Origin of the sequence: Cellulophaga omnivescoria (assembly GCF_001999725.1) — a bacterium.
Lineage (GTDB): Bacteria > Bacteroidota > Bacteroidia > Flavobacteriales > Flavobacteriaceae > Cellulophaga > Cellulophaga omnivescoria.
In genome coordinates this window covers 53,775-74,851 of record NZ_MDDP01000015.1, presented here as the reverse complement: position 1 = coordinate 74,851, position 21,077 = coordinate 53,775, and the positions used below count along the sequence as shown (strand labels likewise).

Below are 21,077 nucleotides of genomic sequence, written 5' to 3'. Positions count from 1 at the left end.
TAAAAATTTTATTTTAATAATTCATCTAACATTTCAAAAGCTTCTTCTCCTCCACCAACAAAGCGTTTCACTATTTTTCCTCTTCTATCTATAATAAATTTGGTTGGAAAACCTTGTACATTAAATCGGTTTACAAAGTTGTCTGTTGTATTGGCTTTATCACTTAAAAGTTGTTGCCAATTGTATCCGTTTTTAACCGTAAATGCCTCTATTTTTTCTTTAGTATCTCCAGAGTTAATTCCTAATACAACTAAATTATCTTTGTGTTTTTCTTGAAACTCTTTTACGTGTGGCATTTCTGCAACACAAGGACCACACCATATACCCCAAAAATCTATTAACACATACTTTCCTTTTAAAGAATTAATATTAAACTCTTTGCCAGATAGTGTAGCTGTAGTTTGTATTGATGGTACTGGAGAACCATCTGCAGTAGCTTTTATTCCTTTTATCCGTTCTGCTACACTTTGGTAATCTGAGTATTCTGCTAAATCTGTAGATAATGAAGCAAATAACTCTTCTGCCTCTTCATTAGTAACTTGTGTGCGTAAAATTAAATCGTTTAAATACCAAGCCGCTGCTACAGAATTAGGGTTGTTTTTTATATGATTTTTTAACTTTTTAATGGATGCAGTAAAAAGTAATTCTGATTGTTTATTATTGGCTTTAATAGTTACAGAGTCTGTCTCGTAGGTATTTTTAACAGCTAAGTTTCCCATTTTGTTATACATTGGGTACATTAACCTGTTTGCTGCAGCTAAACTGTTATTAAATTTATCACCGCTTGGGTAAGCGTTCATAAAATCTGTAGCTTCACCACTTACTGTAATATTTGCTCCTGGAAAAGCATAAAATGTTAGGTATACACATTTTACAGGAAACATTCCACGGCCACCTTTTGGCTTTTTAAAAAGTTTACCATCTGGTCCATCAAAACCAGGATACACTCTAATTTGCGATAAATTAGAAATAGTACCAGAAAAATTAAATTTTCCGTCTGTTACAATTATAGAATCTGACAGTGTTTCTCTTGTATATTTTTTATCTGGATGTCTAAAATACAAGTTACCTTTTAATCCTTTAATTTCTCCTTTAAGTGTAAATGTGTTGTTGGCTTGCTGTGCATAAATTTCATTAGAAAATGAAAGCAACAAAACGCACAATAAGTATATTGTATTTTTTAAAAGTTTAGGCATAATATGGTATAAATAATGATTTATTTGAAGAAAATTATAAAATAGCATCTCTGTACTTACTATGTATTTTACACGTAAGTAGCTGTATAATCAAGAAAATAAAGGAAGTAACTAAAAGGTTACTTCCTTTATTAGTTTTAATACTCGTTTTGTTTTAAAGTACCGCCAGAGGCAATAATGTCTGTCTCTGGAATTGGACGAGCAAACCTTCTTGAGTTTTTCTCTAAAGTAAAGTTTATAGGAGTTTCTGCATCTAAAATAGAACCACTTGTGTATGGATAAAAAGTTCTGCTCATAATAACATCATCTGTATCTACTTCGTTATTATTAAACCTTCTAATATCATACCATCTATGTACAAAAGGTAGTTCTCTTCTACGCTCTTCTAAAACTTTAGTTAAAGCATCTGCTTGTGATGTTGCAGCTAAATCTCTAATATTAGCAGGTGCACTGGCGTCTATTCTATACTGCCTTAAAATGTTTGCAGTTTGTATACCATCTGCCCAGTTTCCTTGACGAACTTGACATTCTGCTTTTATTAATAACATTTCTGGTGCAGACGGTCCACTTAAAATATCTGACTTAAAGAAGAAAATATATCCTGGGTAACTATATGGCGGATCTACAGAACCTCTGTCGTAAGTATAATCTTCTACTATATGAAATTTATAACGTAAGTCATAATCTTGGTCATAAATAGATAATAGCTCTGTTGATGGAAAATAGTTCCAAGCGCCATTGTTTAAAAATCTATAGTAGTAAGACTCTCCCCACTCTAACTTATCTGTAGGTATAGATTGTAAATCATGAGTATACGGGTAATCTATATTAACCGTTTCTGGATCTGGATTAAAAATAGTTACAGGATTAGGCCTAGTAGAAAAACGCATATCTGTATTATAATCTCTTAAATAGCTATGTAAATCTAAGGCATCTTCTGCGTATGATTGCGCCATTGCATAATCATTTAAAGATAAATAATACCTGGCTGCAAAACCTAAAACAGCTACCGTACTTGCTCTCCAGGTTCTGTTTTGTCCGTTTATAACCTCTAAATCTCTATTTAACTCTAAGGCTTTTTGTAAATCTGCATCTATGTATGCGTAAGTTTCCTCTAAGGTTGCTCTTTCTATGTTTTCTTCAAAACTAGTAGTTTGCTTTAATGGTAAACCTAATTCTGCCTTATTAGCATTGGTATAAGGTAAGCAGTAAATATTTGCCATTTGAAAATAGCTATAAGCTCTAATAAAATGAGCCTCTGCCTCTATCATTTGTTTTTGCGTAGGATCTCCGCTTACATTTGGCAAATTTTGTAAAATTAGATTTGCCGTAAATATTTTTTTCCATTCCTCTGGCCAATACGGTCTACCTGTTGTTGGCAAATAATCTATATCCCAAGTACCATATTGCACGGTTTCTAAAGTAAATACATTAGAAATACCATTGTACAAATCTGTTTGTATGGCAAAATCATCTGTTCCATAAATTAATTCTGATGCTCCTTCACTGGCAAAGCTGTTATAATTGTTAAGTAACTGTTCTAAATGATCTAAAGTTTCTGGCACTACAGATGTAGTTTTAGAAGGATTTTCTTCTAAAAAATCGTTACAACTAACACCTGCACACAATAAAACTAGTACTAATATATGTTTGTATGTTTTCATAATTCTTTATTTTAAAAGTTTAAATTCATTCCAAAAGTTAATGAGCTTTGTAAGCGTAAACCTCCTTTAGGATACTCTGGGTCTTCTCCAAAATCGTTAAATAAAATAGTACCAACATTATTAGCTTGTGCGTAAAAACGTAAGGCATTAATACCCAAATCACTAACAACTTTAGATGGTAAAGAATATGATAAACTAATTTCTTGAAATCTTATGTGTGATGCATCTTCGGTTAAATAATCCATATAAGGATGAAAACGATCATAAAAAAAATAACGTCCTTCTTCTTCAGGTATAGGTAATATTTGGTTTGGATCTCCGTTAGCTACTTCACTATACTTTTCATTAACTTGTGTATTACCACCGCTTGCTAATGAGTTATAGTTAAAGCCTTGTCTTCTAAATACGTGTCCAAATTTACCTGTTACTATAAATGATAAATCAAAATCATAAATTTTAAAAGAGTTTCTCATACCTACTGTGGTAGGTGCTACTAAAGTACCTTGAGACTCCATATATTCTATAGCATTACCTTGTGGCCAACTAATTAATGTTATAGGAGTTCCTCCTTCACCTACAACAGATGGTTTTAATACCGGATTGGCATCTGTGCCCACATTGGTTAAACCTGAATATTGGTATGACCATAACGTATTGGCGTTATACCCCTCTACGTAAGATGTTGTTGGTCCGCTATATAATTCTGGGGCTTGATAATTAGTTTTAAAGAAATTAGTAACCTTATTGTTATTATAAGCATAATTAACAGAACCGGTCCAAACTACATCATTACCGCTAATAGGTAAAGTGGTACCAAGTGTTACCTCTATACCTCTGTTATACATTTCACCATTATTAAATTTTTGGTTAGTTGTACCGTTTACAGATGCAATAGACTGTGAAACAATTAAATCAAAACTTTGCTTATTATAAACATCTACAGAACCGTTAAGTCTGCTTTTAAATAATGAAAAATCTACACCAAAATTTAAAGTTTTGGTTTTTTCCCATCTAAGTGTTGGGTTACCAAAACTAGATATGGTTGCAGTGTTTTCTTGTGTAAAAACATTTAATGAAGAGCCTAAAGCAATTAGTGGTTTAAACGAAGTAGACCTGTCTACATTACCATTAAAACCATAGGTTGCCCTTAAGTTTAACCTATTTAACCATTCTACATCATTTAAAAAACCTTCTTTGTGCGCTTTCCAGCTACCACCTACAGACCAAAACGGATTGTACCTAAATGATGGATCGTCTGTTATTAGGTTTGATGCATCTGTTCTATAACTACCAGTTATGGTATATTTATTATTAAAAGTATAACCAAGGTTACCAAATAATGAAAAGAATCTGTTTGTATTTTCTTGGTAAGTACTAGTTGGTGTTAAGTTAAACGGATAATAGAAACTAGCAAAACGCAATGGAAAACCATTCCACATTGTAGCAGATTGCACAGGGTTTAACAGTTCTGATGATGCTAAAGTTTCATCACTATAACCAAAAGAATCTGGGTGCACTGTACTCTTATATACTCTGTTAGACAGTTCTGTACCTGCTATAAAGTTAATAGTATGCTTGTCTGCAAATGTTCTATTAAAATTAAGCTGATTTCTAAAATTATAAGAATTTATTGTTGCGTCAGATTTTTTTAAAATACCACCAGAAGGTATATTTTGTGTTGGTATAGTATTAAAATCACGGTTCCAACCAGAAGTTTCGTTTACAAACTGGCGTACATCAAAGGTTTTTTCGTTGTAATAATTTTCTTCGTTAGTCTTAAAAATTTCATACTGTATTTTAGATGAAATAGAAAGACCGTCCATAATTTTAAAATTTAAACCAGCCTGTATACGACTATTTAAACTTTTTGTAGAAAAATCTCTGTTTTCTACATCGGTTATTGGGTTATAAGACCAATCTGAATACGGAAATGCATCTGTAGGCACAAAAGCATTTAAGTTAGGTGTATAATACTTTAAATATGATAAATCTGTTCTACTACCATCTTCATTAACCAACATATCCCAAGGAGCTAAAGACCTAATAGTACTAAGCATATCTCCTTCTCCATATAAATTTTGCTCTCCAGAGTTGTTTCTTATATCTCTATACTGCATCATACCTGCAAAATCAAAATCTAATCTATCATTAACCTTTATTTTACTCGTATAATTAATAAGGTATTTGCTTTGCTCATCTCCCTTAAAGAAAGTTTTATTATCCTCATATAATAATGATAAGTTATTTTTCATGGTATCACTACCTCCAGACACACTAATATTATATTGTGATGTAATAGGAGATTGTAATAAATATTTCTCTATCTGCTTTTTATTATTTAATCCAGATAAGGTGGCTAATGTAGCGTCTCTTTCTGAAGCTGTTATTCTTCCTAAACGAGCTTCATTCATAGCCGTTAACCCTAAAGAGTATGAATTTAAATTAAACGGACTAGCGCCTTGAGGACCTCCAAAAAGACTTCCAAAAAAGTTAGTATCAAAAGCAGATTGCTCATAAGCTAACACATCACTGGCTGAAGCTGAAGCGATAGAATAATCCAAATCTAATTTGTCTGAAACCTTTACAAAAGTAGATACAGATATATTAGTTTTTCCTTGTTTTGCTTTTTTTGTTGTAACAACAATTACACCATTTGCAGATTTTGCACCCCAAATAGAAGCAGCAGCAGCATCTTTTAAAACGGTAATACTTTCTACATCGTTAGGGTTAATGGTTTCAAAACCACCTTCTATAGGAAAGCCATCTAATACAATTAAAGGTTGTTGGTCTGCAAATAAACTAGACTGACCTCTAATCTGAAAATCTACCGATCCGTCTGCATTAATTGTACTTTGTAAACCAGCAACCATACCAACTAACCTTTCTGATATACTAGAGGCTGGCTTGTCTAACTGACTTTTTTTAATTGTTTCAAAAGCACCAGTAGACCTTTCTTCTGATATTTGCTGATATCCTGTAGAAATTACTGTAACCTCATCTAAAACATTTACGTTTTCTTTTAAAACTACATTAATCACACTTTTATTTTCTGTAACAGTCACTTTTTGAGTAAGATAACCTACATATGAAAAACTTAACACATCACCTGGTTTCGCTTTTATGGCATAATTACCATCAAAATCTGTAGTAACTCCATTTGCTGTACCCTCTACAAGTATAGTTACTCCTAGCAATGGTAAATTACCCTCATCTAACACTTTACCTTTAATTTGCATTTGCATATTAGCAGTAAGGTTATCTGTTTTTTTTACTATAACTATTGTTTTATTTGGCAAAAATTCATAAGACACATCACTATTTTCTAGTGTTTTATCTAACAGTGCGTTCGCTTTTATAACTCCTTTATGTAGTGTTACTTTTGGGTAAGCATCAAAAAAGCCTTCACTATAAATAAATTTATAGTCTGTTTGCTCCATAATAATATCAAAAACCATATCTACGCTAACTATAGCATCTGCTTTGATACTAATTTTAGCATTTTGTGAGAACGAATTTGTAGTGGTAAAACTAAAAATTGCAGTACACCATAAAAAGATAAAAGCTTTCATAATCGTCATCATTAGTTTTCTTCTATAGCAGAAGAGAACATTCATTAATTTAATTTTCATAAATTTGAGTGTTTTTTTGGTTAGTTACTTAATTAATCAAGATTCAAATAAAATGGGGGATAAAGTGTTATTCTTTGGACGGCATAAACTTTGTTCCCTTTATTTTATGTAAATAGTTCTATTTTTTATTTCATAGGCATTTATATTACTAGTGTTTTTAATTATTTGTAAAATTGTTTCTATGTCTTGAGTTTTTCCTAATACTCCTTTAAAGTTAATATTCTCTAATTCTTTATTTTCTATAACAACATCTACATCATACCATCTAGACAATACTTTTGTTATTTCTTTTAAAGATTTATTTTTAAAGTTAAAGACTCCTTTTCTCCAAGCAATTTCATTATCTACATTTACGTTGTAAACCTCAACTTTTTCAGAAATTCCGTTTGCTATAACTGCCTGTTGTCCTGGCAACAGATCTGCTTTGTATGTCCCATTTTCTAGTACTATATGGCCTTCTACTAAAGTAGAATATATAAAGTTTTCATCTTTATATGCTTTCACATTAAACTCAGTTCCTAAAACTGCTATATTTTGTTGGTTGGTAACCACATTAAAACCATCTCCGTTATGGTGCGTACTTGGTGAAACATCAAAATAAGCTTCGCCGTAAACCAATTCTACAGTCCTAGATTCTCCTTTTTTAAAATGTACTGGGTATTTTATTTTTGTTTCTGAATTTAACCAAACCTTAGTTCCATCTGACAATTGTAATGAATACTCACCTCCGCGTGGTATAGTTAAAGAATTATAAATAATTTTACTGTTTCTACTCCCTTTTTTATAAGTAAGCTCTTTACCATTGCTTTTTGCCTTGCCAACATTAACCTCTTTACCATTTTCTAAAACCACCAGCGATCCATCTTCTAATGATAATACTGCCTTATTAGAACCTACTTTTATATTATGTGATACTTGTACTGGCTCCGCTCCTGTTTTATTAAATAAAGATGTTTTAAAAAATATACCAGACATTACAAGTACCGCTACAGCTGCAGCTGCAGAATATTTTATTAAGGTAAAAATTTTAGCTTGCTTTGCTTTCTTTTTATCTTCTTTAATAGTATCTAACAATTGTTGCCTTGCTTTTTCTGTATTAAACTTTTGTAATACATAATCTGATACAACATTTATTTTTATATATTCCTTTAGAAACTTTTCATTATTTAAGTCGTTATTAAGTAACTCCTCTAAACCATCGAGCTCTTTTTTAGTAGACTCTCTAGTAAGGTACTTAACTATTAACTTATCTAATTTTGTTATTTTCTTTTTCATTATATTTTTAACATATATACTTTAATACGTAAGCATTTTACATAACCCTAACATTTTATTAAACTTTTTTATATATTGGCAACATATTTAACCAATTATTGTCTTTTTATATGAGTCCCACATTAAATAGCGACATTAATTTTATAAATGCACTCAAGGCCGGTGATACAACTGCATACAATAAACTTGTAAATGATTACCACCAAAAGCTTTGTGTTTATGCCCTTAACCTTACACATGACCGTAGTGAGGCAGAAGATATTGTGCAAAATGTTTTTATGAGAGTTTGGCGCAAAAGAGATAGGCTCAAGGCCTATTTTTCATTAAAGAGTTTTTTATACAAATCTGTATATAATGAATTTATAGACCATTACCGTAAACAAAAAAATGTTTTTCCGTTAGAGAAAAAATATTTAGATGCTTTACATGATTTAGTAGAAGAAACAGATGTTATATCTTTTGACAGTCTTATTAAAAAGGTAAAGCAAGAAATACAAAATTTACCTCCTAAGTGTAAAAATGTATTTTTATTAAGTAAACAAGAAGGTTTAACTAATATAGAAATAGCAGAGTATTTAAATATATCTATAAAAACAGTAGAAGCCCAAATTACCAAAGCTTTTTACATTTTAAGATCTAAAGTAAATGATAAAACAGACAGTAATTTATTTTTATATTTTTCTATCTTAAAACTAAAAAGAGTACTACTTTTTAAAAGTTAAAAGGCGCGACAAAAAACTTTGCCACGCCTAATAAACTAAAAAACGAAATATTAAAAAACTATTTTTTTACTTCTAATGCCTCTAATATTTTATAAAACACCTCTGTGTTTTCAAAAACTCCTGTAAAATTGTTAGACTTTGGTCCGTAAGCAAAAACAGGAACCATTGTAGCGGTATGGTCATGAGTTATAAAGTCACCTTCTACTTTTTGGTGGTTACCGTTACCACTTGCAATACCAAAACCAGATGTTTCATGATCTGCAGTTATAATTACTAAGGTTTCTTCATTACTATCTGCAAACTTTATTGCTTCTGTAATTGCTTTATCAAAATCTATGGTCTCTGTTACAATACCTTTAGTATTATTATGGTGCCCAAACGAGTCTATTTGTGCTGCCTCTACCATTAAAAAAAATGGTTTGTTTTTATTGTTTAAGTATAATAATGCTTGTTTGGTAGTTTCGGCTAATAAATTACCTCTACCATCCATTACAGATGGCACTCCTGAATCTGCTAAAAATACACCTAGTTTTTTAGAGGTATTATCTCCTACTTTAGATATATGATCTACAATAGTATATTGCTTATTTAAAGGTAAATTTTTATACAAGCTAGCCCCGCCACCAGCAAAAAAATGAAGATCGCTTTTTAATAAATCTTTTGCTATTTGTGCTGTATTATCTCTATCTATTGCTTTTGCATAAAATGAAGAAGGTGTTGCCCCTGTTATTTTATCTGTAGTTATAATACCTGTATAAAAATTAGCTTTTGCTAATATTTCTACTAAAGTAGGCAAAGGGTTACCATTAATATCTGTACCAATAGCCCTATTATTTGTTTTTTGACCAGTAGCAATGGCAGTACCAGCAGCAGCAGAGTCTGTAACTAGATCATCTGCAGATTGGGTTTTTAGTAACCCAACAGATTTTAACTGCGTAAGTGTTAATTGCCCTTTATTTGCAATTGTTGCTGCCGTTATTTGAGACAAGCCCATACCGTCACCAATCATTAAAATAACGTTTTTTATTGGCTTGTTTTTATTATCAGAAGCATAAGTAGGTATATAAGTTTCTGATAAAGTTTGAGTTGTTACTGTACGGTTATCTAATGTTTTTGTGTAGGTAGCACATTTGTATGGCATATCTGTATTAATAACATCTACACCCAAATCTACAAATGTTCTCCATGCTGTTTTAGAGTCTGGTGTTGCCCAAAACCTAAAAGGCTTATTTAATTTTTTAGCAGATGCTATTACATTGCTTACCACATCAAAATCTGTGTGTGTTAATCTACCTTTACCATTCCATACACTATATTGTTTAAAACTTGTGCTAACCATACCAACTTTATCCCAATTTTTAGAAGTTAGGTTATTGTTTAGCTCCTGATGATCAAAATAAATATAATTAGGATACGTATAATATGTACTTGGTTTAGGTCTGTTACCAGATATTAAAAACTTAATATTTTTGTGCGTAGTTAAATCTGTATACTTTTTTAAGATCGATATAATTTTGTTTATTGTTTTTTCTGCATCAGACTTAACATCTATCATTACTATTAAATTAGACGTTGTTAACTGATTGTTTTTTACCGCCTGTTGCAAAGGGTTTAAGTACAAGCTTTGCAGCGTATTACTTGGTATTATTTCATTTTTTGTATGTGCAACAAATAAATTGTTTTTAGTAAGCCAAACATCTGCTTCTATAATATTAGCTCCGCTAGACAAAGCATTCCAAAAAGGCACATTTTGTAAATAATCATTATGAGAATGAATAAGAATTTCATTTTCTTTTTGAGCAAAAGAAATTATTGAAAAAAAGCTAACGAGAAGAATGATACATTTTTTCTTAAATGTGAACATATGAGTGTATTATAAAAAAGGTGCTGCGCAATTACAGCACCCTTTCCTTGTTAAAAAAACTAATTGAAACTTTATTATTTTACCAGCCTTTATTTTGTGGTATTCCAGATGATTCTATTACTGTGTTAGGTATTGGCCACACATTCATATAAGATGCATCAAAATTTCTGGCAGGCCATACTATTTCTGACGTGTATGGAGAATCTGGGTTAGACCTATCTGTGTAAACTCTGCCGTAAATTGGTTGTGCATAGGTAGCAGCTGCATCTCCCCAACGAACCAAATCAAAATGCCTGTTTGCAAACTCACCAGCCAACTCTACTCTACGCTCGTGTTTAAGGTCCTCTATAGTTGCATTAGTTATTGGTGCTAAACCAGCTCTATCTCTAACCATATTTAATGGTGCATCTCCATTTTTACCGTCTGCAATTAAGGCTTCGGCTTTCATTAACAACACCTCTGCGTAGCGCATTAGTGGCACATTGTAAACAGTAGTTGGATTGTCTCCGTTTGGATTTAAATATTGACCAATAGGGTTTTCAAACTGAAACTCATACATATATTTATTAAACTGGAAACCAGAGATTGAGTTTTCAGATTGGTATCTTCTATCTTCCCCAAAGTACTTAAATTCATCACCAAAATTTAAAATAGTAACACCTCTACGTACGTCTCCTGTTTCGTACTCATTATACAACCCTTCAGACGGAGTGTAATAACCCCAACCGTTGTATTTACCCCAGCCTTTGTTTTCTAGCATCACACCAGATAAAATACTACCACGATCTACACCAGAATTTACAGACCAAATATATTCGCTTGTCCAATTATTTAAGTGGCTATGTAGTTCTCTGTAATCTACAGCAGGGTTATCTGTATCTATTAAAGCTCTTCCAGAACCAGATGTTGCAACTGCATCTGCATACTTTACGACCTCTGCATACCTAGAGGCATCATATGCTGCCCAGTATAAGTTTGTTTTAGCTAAATAACCTAGGGCAGCATCTTTATGAGGACGCCCATAATCTTCTGCACTATAGTCTGTAAACAACGGTAACAAATCTGCTGCCATTTTTAAATCCTCTTCAATTTGCTTGTAGTTTTCTACAACAGAAGCAGGTCTTGCATAACTACCTCCTTCATCAAACATATTATCTACTGTAATAATTGGTACACCACCATTAACATCATCACCATATGTATGTGCTACCCAAAAGTAGCTAAAGGCACGCATAAAATATGCTTCACCTAAAACACGATTTTTAATGTCATCTGATATTTCCATTTCTGGAACGTTTAACAAAATATCATTAGCACGTCTAATAACTTGGTAAGATTTTGTGTAACAAGTAGAGGTATAACTCCCCTCACTACCATCAATATTAAAATCTTTAATTACGTCTGCTGTGGCTTTAATACGCCCAGTAATCATATCATCAGAGGCGTTAATGTACCAGAAAAAACCTCTACCAAACATTTCTTGGTCTTCCATTAATTGGTACAAACCATTTGCAGCCTGTATTGCATCTGTTTCTGTTTTCCAAAAACTCTCATTAGACACCTTACCCAATGGTTCTAAGTTTGTAAAATCGTCTGAGCAAGAGGTTAAATTTAACCCTAAAACACCCAAAGCAACTAACCCTAATTTTTTATATGTATTTTTCATTGTATTCTTTTTTTAGTGAGATTATAATGACAGTAATAATCCTAATGTGAATGTTTTTGCTACTGGATATTTAGCAATATCTAGTCCTTTACCACCTACTTCTGGATCTAAACCTGAATATTTAGTAAACGTTACTAAGTTTTCTCCGGACACATACATTCTTAATGATGATCCTTTAGATAATTTATCCATTACCTTGTTGTTAAAAGTGTATCCTAAGGTTACGTTTTTAATACGTAAGTATGATGCATCTTCTAAATACCAACTAGATGCAGTTCCAAAGTTTTTATTATCATCTTTTGTAGAAATAACAGGAATATCTGTATTTGTATTTGTAGGTGACCAAGCGTCTAATACTCTGTTATCTAAATTATAACCAGACAATGCAGCGTTATACGTTGTAAACTTGTAACCATTAAAAGCTTTTACACCTGCAACTCCTTGTAAAATAACATTAAAATCAAAACCCTTATAGTCCAAATTAGCACCTAAATTGTAAGTTAATTTTGGCTGGTAAGCATCATAATACACACGGTCTTCGGAGCCTATTTTACCATCATTATTAGTGTCCTGAAATTTAAAATCTCCAGGCCTAGCGTTAGGTTGTATTAAGTTACCATCTTTAGTATATGCATCTATTTCTGCTTGTGTATTAAATATACCCAATTGTGGTATTAAAAATGGTGTGTATAATGCACCACCAACCTTTGTTTGGTAAGGTACTAACACGCTTCTTACATTGTCATTATGATAAAAAATATCTTGACCAATTGATGCATAACCGTCTAAGTTCTCTAACTCATTTTTAATAGTTGTTGCATTAGCATTAATGCTATAATTTAACTTACCATTTGTATTTGTATATGTAGCAGAAACCTCTAAACCAGTATTTTTTACTTGTCCGCCATTTACATCTGCAGGGGAAATACCTTGGTTAATATCTGCTAAACCAGGAATTATCATTCCTTTTGTTGTTTTCTCAAAATAATCTACAGTTAAACTTAAGCTATTGTTAAATAAAGATGCATCTAAACCAAAATCTAAAGACTCTGCTGTTTCCCATTTTAAATCTCTGTTAGCGTTTCTTTGTACGTAACTACCAACATTATCAAAATAAGCACCATTTTCACCCATAACTACATTACCACTTGCCACAGGAACATCAAAAGGGTAATAACCACTAATAGATTGTATGTTACCTATTTCTCCCCAAGATGCTCTCAGTTTTAAATCGTTAATTGCAGGTATATTAAAGAAAGACTCGTTAGAAATTCTCCATCCAGCAGATACAGAAGTAAAAGTATCTGACTGATTTTCTACAGCTAACCTAGATGACTCATCTGTACGTATACTACCAGAAATGTAATACTTATTGTTATAGTTATACATAACTCTACCAATAGCAGAAGTTAAAGTTTCTTCAAAAGGATTGTTGCTAGGTTTATTTATAAGTTCTGCATTTTGTAAATATTGATTGAATGGTTCTTCAGATGAAAAACCTGTTCCACGCAAGTATATATAATCTCCTTTTGTTTTTTGAGCAGAATAAATTGCTGTTGCATTTAAATTATGGTTTCCAAAAGATTTATTATACGAAAGCTGGTTGTCCCAAATCCATTTATTTTGGGTATTACTTGTTTGTAATAATGAATTTTGACTGTTACTACGCCCTAATTCTGGTACACGAGGATAAAATTCTTTTGTTTTATTATCTCTATAAGAATATGAGTAGCTTGATTTAAATGCTAAACCATCTAACAAATCATACTTAAAATATACGTTTGCATTTATAAATGTTTTAGGAGACTCTTTTGTTGGTCTTAACAATAAAGCTAATGGGTTGTAAACATCTCCGTAAGCACCTGCAAACTGTGATAAACTCTCTGGTACAACACCCGAAAAACTACCATCCTCATAACGTGTTGGTGATGCAGAAGGCATATAAATTGCGTTTATTATAGTACCAGAATATGGATTATCTGTATTAGTACCATAGGCTTCATCTCTAGAGAAATAAATATTTTCTCCTACTGTAATTTTATCTGTAATATTAAAATCTGCTTTTAATCTTAAACTATAGTTTTGAGAACTTGTACCTTCTAATACACCTTCTCTGTCTCTAAATGCAAAAGAAGTGTAATAATTAAACTTTTCTCCTGCCCCACTTAAATCTATATTTAAATTATTTACAGTAGCATCTCTAAAAATTGCGTCAATCCAATTGGTGCGGTTTACTTGTCCGTATGGGTTTTGCGCGGCATCATGAGCAGACTGTCTTGGTACACCAGCATTATCTGCTGCTAAATTATATACGTCTGCCTGTTGTTGTGCTGTTAAAGGAGTAGGCAAATTAGCGGCCGTTTTAATACCTGTATAATAGTTAACATTTAACCTAGGTTTACCTTTTTTACCTTTTTTAGTTTCTATAACAATTACACCAGAGGCAGCCTGTGCACCATAAATGGCAGCAGAAGCGGCATCTTTTAATACAGATATAGAAGCAATATCATTTGGGTTAATTTCTGGGCCGTTGTATGGTAATCCATCAACAACAACCAATGGAGACTCTGAGTTTAATGTACCAATACCTCTGATTTTAATACTGGCAGTACTAGTTGGATCTCCACCAGAACTTAATACCGTAACACCTGCTATATTACCTTGTAAAAACTCTTTATAATTACTAACAGGTCTGCTTGTAATTGTACCTACATTAGCTGCTGTACCAATTGCTGAAGTTAAATCTCCTTTTTTTGTAGATCCGTAACCAATAAGTACAACCTCATCTAAAGAATTTGTTGCTTCATCTAAACCAACAGAAATAGTTTGGTTACCATTATAAGCAACTTCTTTACTAGCAAAGCCTAAAGAAGAGACTACAAGTACGCCGTTTTCTTCTTTTAATTCTAATGTAAAATTACCATCAAAATCTGTTGCAGTACCTGTTGTAGTTTTACCTTTAATAGTTACTGATGCTCCAGAAATTGGTAATCCGTCTGCATTAGACACTACTGTGCCTTTTACTGTTACCTGCGCTAGCATGGTAGATAAACACCCTAAACTGAGCGTTAGAAAAAAGTATAATTTTTTCATTTTAATTTATAGTTTTTTGTTTTGCTCAAATGTATTGTGTGGTATTTTTTAAAAGGGGTAAAATTGTATCATGCAGGCGGACTATTAGTGCAAAAAGTGCTATTTGAGCATCAAAAAATAGGACTTTTGTTACAGTAACATTAACCTAACATATAGCTAATCCTAAGCAAACAATAAATTTTATGTTTTTTGTTCTTTGTACGTTTTAGGACTTACACCAAAATGCTTTTTAAATGTGCGCCCAAAATATTTGCTATCGCTATAACCACACTCAAACCCAATTTCAGAGATATTAAATTTTTTGTTTTTAAGTAGGTATTCTGCTTTTTGTAGACGTAAAGAAGTAATTACATCTGACGGAGATTGCCCCAATTGCTCTTTAAACAATCTATAGCATTTAATTCTAGATATTTCTAAGATAGATATTAGTTTCTCTACATTAAAGGATGGGTTGGGCAATTCTTCTTTTATAATTTCTAAACTTCGTTTTAAAAGTTTTTCATTGCTAGATTGTAGGTCGTTTTCTTCTGTTAAAATTTTAAAAATTTCTTGCTGAAACTTATTGTGCCCACGACCTGCACTCCTGTTAATTAAAGACGTAATTTTATTGCTAATAAAAAACTTACTAGCCGGTAATTGTATTACCACATCTATACCAAACTCTAATGAGGTTTCTTGCAATGCATAGTTAATTTCTTCTGATATGTACACTAACGGGACTCTATCCTTTTTAGGAATTTCTTTATATTTCTGTAAAAAATAAGCTATTTCTTTAGTAAAGCTTACTTGGTAAAAAACTAAAACATCTATCTGTAATTGTTTTAATGCTGATGAAAGGTTGGTTACTACATTTTCAAACAACAAGTAATTATCTGGATTTTGCAATAACTGACTAGATATATTAAAATTTGATGTACTAGTAAATACTAAAATTTTATTTTTATTGGCCGGAAGTTTTTCTTTTATATCTAAATGTTTCCATGAAATAGTTTCTACAGCTTTTGTGCTGTTTTCCATTACTAAAACTGGTAAAGTAAAACTATAACTAAAGTTACCTGTTTCATTTAGGTTACAAGTACCATTAAGGTCCTTTATAAGTACTAAAAATGCTTTGTAGTACGGACTATAGTTTATTATATTTTTTACATTACTTTGTAAAACTGTACTGTTAGACGTTACTGTAAATTGCAATGTATTTTCTTGTAAAACAATAGCTACATCTAATAAGCTTTTGGCTTCTGAGTACTTTACTATATCATTAAAAATATATTTTAATAATAGTTTTAGCCTTAATAGGTCTACCTCTACCCAATTAATACTTTTATCTATTTGTGCATTAAAATTTGCGTTATTTTGTTTTAATTTATCTTTTACACTAGTAGCTATTTCTTTTAAAATAGGTAATAATTTTACAGAGGTTAACTTAACGTCTCCTAACTCTTTAATATGATCTAAATAGTTCCACTCTGATATTAAATCTATTATTTTACCAGATTGTTGTAATATTTCTGTTTTTGGTTCTTGGTTTTGTTTAATTTCATTTGCCATTTTTAATATTACCGATAATGGCTGCTGAAATTGAGAAAGCACAAAAGTTTTAAACTTATCTACCTCAAAATCCTGATTTTTTAAATTGTTGTGTAAGTTTAGGAGTTTTTCTTTTTGAAGAATAATTTCTTGGTTTTTATCATCTAGCTCACTATTAATTTTTAGTAAATCTTGTTTCTGTTTTTCTATAAGTTTTGTTCTTGCTGTTATTTGCTCTTCAAGCTTTTTGTGTTTTGCTTTTGCAGTTTTATTTTTTAAATAAATAAACAACAATCCTATACATACCACTAGCATTAATATTAAAACAAAAAAACTAATGGTCTCATAAAATGCTTTTTCAATTTTTAAACTAAAAACCTCCTGCGGCGTATCATTTAAATTATTTTTTAATAGAAAAGTATAATTACCGGAAGCTAAATTTTGATATGCTATATTTTGTTTTCCTTGAGCTAAAACCCAGTCTGTGTTTTTACCCTGTAATTTATAATAGTAAGTACTTGCTTTACGTACCGGAAACACAATAGGAGTTACTGTTACATTTACAGTGTTATTACTATGTTTTTTATTAATTACTTTGTTGGTTATAGATTTGTTATTTACTTGTACTTTTAATTTAGCTGTATTAGGTTGTATGGCAAGTGCATTAGGGTTAAAATAATTAAGTCCTATTACGCCACCAAAAAATAATAATCCTTTGTTGTCTTTATAGTAGGCTCCTTCAGAAAATTCTGGTGCTTGCCAACCTTCTTTAGGATTAAACGGAGTTACTTGGTATGTGTTTTTATCTATAACAGCTATTCCTTTAGTTGTACTTACCCATATTTGATTTTGATTATCTAGAATACCGTACACCATATGGCTTGGTAAACCATTGGCATCTGTAATATTTTTTACAACTCCTTTTTGCTTATTATACACACTTACACCTCCTAGTGATGCTATCCAATAATTTGATGTGGTATGGTCTATAAAAAGGGAATAAACGCTATTACCTAAAATACCACTCTTTTTTGTAAGTTGTTTATGTTTACCCGTGGTAAGATCTAAAATAAAAACGCCATCTTGTTCGGTAGCAATTACTAAATTATTACCATCTTTTTTTATGTTTCTTATATTGTAGTCTTCAAAATTTTTTTGTCCCTTAAATGTTTCAAATTTTTGAGATTTTATATTGTATTTGGCTATACCTCCCCAACAGGAAATCCATAATACATTGGCATCATCTTCATAAAAAGAATAACTTCTGTTGTTGGGCAACTCTGGTATATTAGCAGCTTCAAAAGTGGTATAACTATTATTTTTAATACGCAAAATACCTGCATATGTACCTACCCAAATACTACCATCTTTAGCGGTATAAAGACTTCTTATACGCTCCCACTCATCATTATATGTAGACTCTTTTACAGCAAATTTTAAATAACATTTTGTTTTTTGGCTATAATGGTATAATCCGCTATTGTAATACCCTATCCAAATATTACCATCTACATCTTTGGTTATGGCTCTTGTGGTTTCTACAGGTAAGTGAGGAAATCTATTAGGATGTGGTATAACAGACGAAATTTCTTGTGAGCCTGCATATGCCATAGCTAAACCACCATCTTTTTGACCTAACCAAACATTACCATAAACATCTTGGTTTAATGATGTAATTTCATTACTAAAAAAAGTATATGGCGTATAAGCATCGTAAGTATAATTATGTATTAAGCTTGTAGTTAAATTGTTTACATGATTAGGTATAATGTAAATACCATTTTTAAAGGTAGCAAACCATAAATTACCATCTTTATCCTTTAGAACATCATTTATAACTACGTTAGGATATTTAGCTAAAAGTATTTTTTCTAATTCGTTTTTTTCCTTGTTTTTAGATGCACCATCTGCGCCCTCTACAAAACTACCATTGCTATATTTATAAATTTTATTACCAACCCAAACGTTAATAACACCACTTGTAGATGCGTACATTGCTCTAGGTCTTTGGCTAAATTTGTAGTGTTTAAACTCATTATTACCTATGTATTTACTAATTAAGCCCTCATTACTAAAGGTCCATATAAAACCGTTTTTATCTTTTTCTATATTAGTTAAGTAATTACTTTGTAAAGATTTTGGATCGTTAATATTGTGTTTAAATGTTGTAAAGGTGTAACCGTCAAAATAATTAAGTCCATCCCAAGTAGCCATCCATAATCCGCCATCATTATCATTTACAATATCTAGAACAGAATTGTTAGACAATCCTTGGTCTGTAGTATAATTTATAAACTTTAATTGTTGAGAGTAGCCATACAAAGAAGCTAATAACAGGAGGTATACTATATAAAATTTCGTTTTCATCGCCATTTTTACAAACAGCTAAAATACCTTACCAAGGTCAAGTTAATATTAGGTTTAGATTAACAAAACCTTTATTTAATATTAGTATACGACGACCCAAAACAATGTTTATAGATTACTAATTAGATGTAAAGTAAAAAAGATAAAAGCGAAAACGCCAGTAACAATTAAAGTTACCAGCGTTTTCTAGAAATAAAAACTAAATTAAGTTCTTGTTAAGTAGCTACAAACTAAACCATTTGCAAACTTCTTGTTTAATTTCTTGATCTCCTCTTTGTAGACAATCCCACTCATTGGTATTAGAATTGTATTGATAATCACATTTCCACAGTGCAATTTTCTTTTGTATCTCTTTTAAGGCATCACTAATAAAAATTATATCTTCATTAGTCATTAATGGGTGCAAAGACAAACGTACCCAACCAGGTTTGTTGGTGAGGTCTTTTTGTATAATGTTACGTGTTATTTTTTTAGATTCTTTTTTATCTATATCAAATAAATAATGACCATAAGTACTAGCGCATGACCAACCTCCTCTAACTTGTATACCAAATCTATCATTTAATAAGCGTACTATAAGATTGTAGTGAATATTTTTTATAGTAAAAGAAATACAACCAATTCTTGGTACATCTGTACTTCCCAAAATTTCTAGTCCATTTATTTCACTTAATTTCTGGTAGCTTAATTGTAATAATTCTTCTTCTCTTTTATGAATTTTTGTTACTTCCATTTGATCCTTTAGCCTAATTGCTAAAGCAGCCCTTATTGTTTGTAAAAAACCAGGTGTACCTCCATCTTCTTTAACCTCAATATCATCAAAATAACTATAACTACCCCAAGGATTTGTCCATTTTACGTTTCCTCCTCCTGGAGTATCTGGACACTTAGCATTATATAACTTTTTATTAAAAACCAATACGCCGCAACTACCAGGGCCACCTAAAAATTTATGCGGAGAAAATGCAATAGCATCTAAATAAGCTTCTGGATCTGCTGGGTGCATATCCATTTTTACATAGGGTGCAGAAGCTGCAAAGTCTACCACACAATATCCGTTATGTTTGTGCATTATTTTAGCCAACTCTTGGTAAGGTGTTATAATACCGGTAACATTAGAACAAGCTGTAAAAGCACCAATTTTTATAGGTCTATCTGCATATTCTAATAATTTTTGTTCTAGGCTGTTTACATCTACAAGTTTATTTTCATCACAGTCTAAAATAACTACATCTGCTAGGGTTTCCATCCAAGAAACGTGGTTTGAATGATGCTCCATATGCGTTATAAAAACCACAGGCCTGTCTTGCTTATTAGGTTTATGTTTAAAGCTTTTACGCAGACCAATTATGCGTTGTAATTTTACAATTGCACCAGTCATACCAGTGCCAGTAGTTACTAAAATATCATCTTCATTTGCGTTTACGTGTTCTTTAATTATTTTACGAGCTAATTTATATGCGTAGGTAGATGCTTTACCGGTTTCGCTAGAGAAAGAATGTGTATTTGCCACCATAGGACCAATATTATATTGCATTTTTTCTTCAATAGGAGCATATAATCTTCCACTCGCAATCCAATCTGCATATACTAATTTTTGTTGGCCGTATAGGGTTTTAAAGTAATGTTTGTTACCTACTACTCCTTTAGAAAACTGTTGAAAATAATTTTCTAAACTTTTATCTACTAAAACTTGTTCTTTAACACTCACAACATTTATTTTTTAATCGTTATTTAGTACGATTTATTTTTTATTTATTAAAAAAGGGCTACCCACTAAAAATAGCCCTTTAAACAACATTCTTTCATTTTTTTATTGATTGACTAATTCAAAAATTTTCACACTTAAAAACAAAGTATAAAGAAAGGTTATGTTGTATATGTAATACTGATACTATTTTATAAGCAGTACAGAATTGATATTTTTTAAAGGTTTGTTATTTTCTACTAAGACGTATAAAAACTAATTAACCCTTACTCTTGTAATGTTAATTTTAATTAATTGTTAATTAAAATTTTTAAACCAAAAATTAAATGAGTTGCAGTAAGCAGCTTTTTTAAGCTGTTCTTTTTT

The 21,077-nt window shown here is 31.3% G+C and carries 10 protein-coding genes; 1 reads left to right on the top strand and 9 read right to left on the bottom strand.

Annotated features, from left to right (window positions below):
* Nucleotides 1–8: 8 nt before the first annotated feature.
* From BFJ87_RS08935 to BFJ87_RS08920, 4 genes are all read right to left on the bottom strand, one after another.
* Nucleotides 9–1,196 carry a TlpA disulfide reductase family protein gene (locus BFJ87_RS08935; RefSeq protein WP_171974490.1) on the bottom strand — a complete coding sequence of 396 codons (1,188 nt, stop codon included), beginning with the start codon at nt 1,194–1,196 and terminating at the stop codon, nt 9–11.
* Between the two features lie 137 nt (nt 1,197–1,333).
* On the bottom strand, nt 1,334–2,860 hold the full coding sequence (locus tag BFJ87_RS08930) for a RagB/SusD family nutrient uptake outer membrane protein (protein ID WP_077403039.1): 1,527 nt from the start codon (nt 2,858–2,860) through the stop codon (nt 1,334–1,336).
* Between the two features lie 11 nt (nt 2,861–2,871).
* Nucleotides 2,872–6,489 carry a SusC/RagA family TonB-linked outer membrane protein gene (locus BFJ87_RS08925; RefSeq protein ID WP_245799615.1) on the bottom strand — a complete coding sequence of 1,206 codons (3,618 nt, stop codon included), beginning with the start codon at nt 6,487–6,489 and terminating at the stop codon, nt 2,872–2,874.
* 99 nt (nt 6,490–6,588) lie between these two features.
* Nucleotides 6,589–7,764 carry a FecR family protein gene (locus tag BFJ87_RS08920; protein ID WP_077403034.1) on the bottom strand — a complete coding sequence of 392 codons (1,176 nt, stop codon included), beginning with the start codon at nt 7,762–7,764 and terminating at the stop codon, nt 6,589–6,591.
* Between the two features lie 110 nt (nt 7,765–7,874).
* On the opposite strand from BFJ87_RS08920, the gene BFJ87_RS08915 reads away from it, so the two are divergent.
* A complete protein-coding gene (locus BFJ87_RS08915; protein WP_077403032.1) occupies nt 7,875–8,486 on the top strand; it encodes an RNA polymerase sigma factor in 612 nt (203 codons plus the stop codon).
* A gap of 58 nt (nt 8,487–8,544) precedes the next feature.
* Here BFJ87_RS08915 and BFJ87_RS08910 read toward each other — a convergent pair whose 3' ends face one another.
* The 5 genes from BFJ87_RS08910 to BFJ87_RS08890 form a co-directional block, all read right to left on the bottom strand.
* Entirely contained in the window at nt 8,545–10,350 is a 1,806-nt protein-coding gene (locus tag BFJ87_RS08910) for an alkaline phosphatase (protein WP_077403030.1), read from the bottom strand.
* A 79-nt stretch (nt 10,351–10,429) separates the two neighbouring features.
* The gene (locus BFJ87_RS08905) at nt 10,430–12,016 is read right to left on the bottom strand and encodes a RagB/SusD family nutrient uptake outer membrane protein (protein ID WP_077403027.1); all 1,587 of its coding nucleotides are present in this window, start codon (nt 12,014–12,016) and stop codon (nt 10,430–10,432) included.
* 21 nt (nt 12,017–12,037) lie between these two features.
* Nucleotides 12,038–15,109, bottom strand: coding sequence for a SusC/RagA family TonB-linked outer membrane protein (locus tag BFJ87_RS08900; RefSeq protein ID WP_077403023.1), 3,072 nt, complete (start codon nt 15,107–15,109; stop codon nt 12,038–12,040).
* A 180-nt stretch (nt 15,110–15,289) separates the two neighbouring features.
* Nucleotides 15,290–19,009 (bottom strand): two-component regulator propeller domain-containing protein, encoded by a 3,720-nt coding sequence (locus BFJ87_RS08895; RefSeq protein ID WP_245799614.1) that lies wholly within the window; start codon nt 19,007–19,009, stop codon nt 15,290–15,292.
* Between the two features lie 217 nt (nt 19,010–19,226).
* Nucleotides 19,227–20,714 carry an aminotransferase class V-fold PLP-dependent enzyme gene (locus BFJ87_RS08890; RefSeq protein WP_077403018.1) on the bottom strand — a complete coding sequence of 496 codons (1,488 nt, stop codon included), beginning with the start codon at nt 20,712–20,714 and terminating at the stop codon, nt 19,227–19,229.
* Between the last annotated feature and the right edge of the window lie 363 nt (nt 20,715–21,077).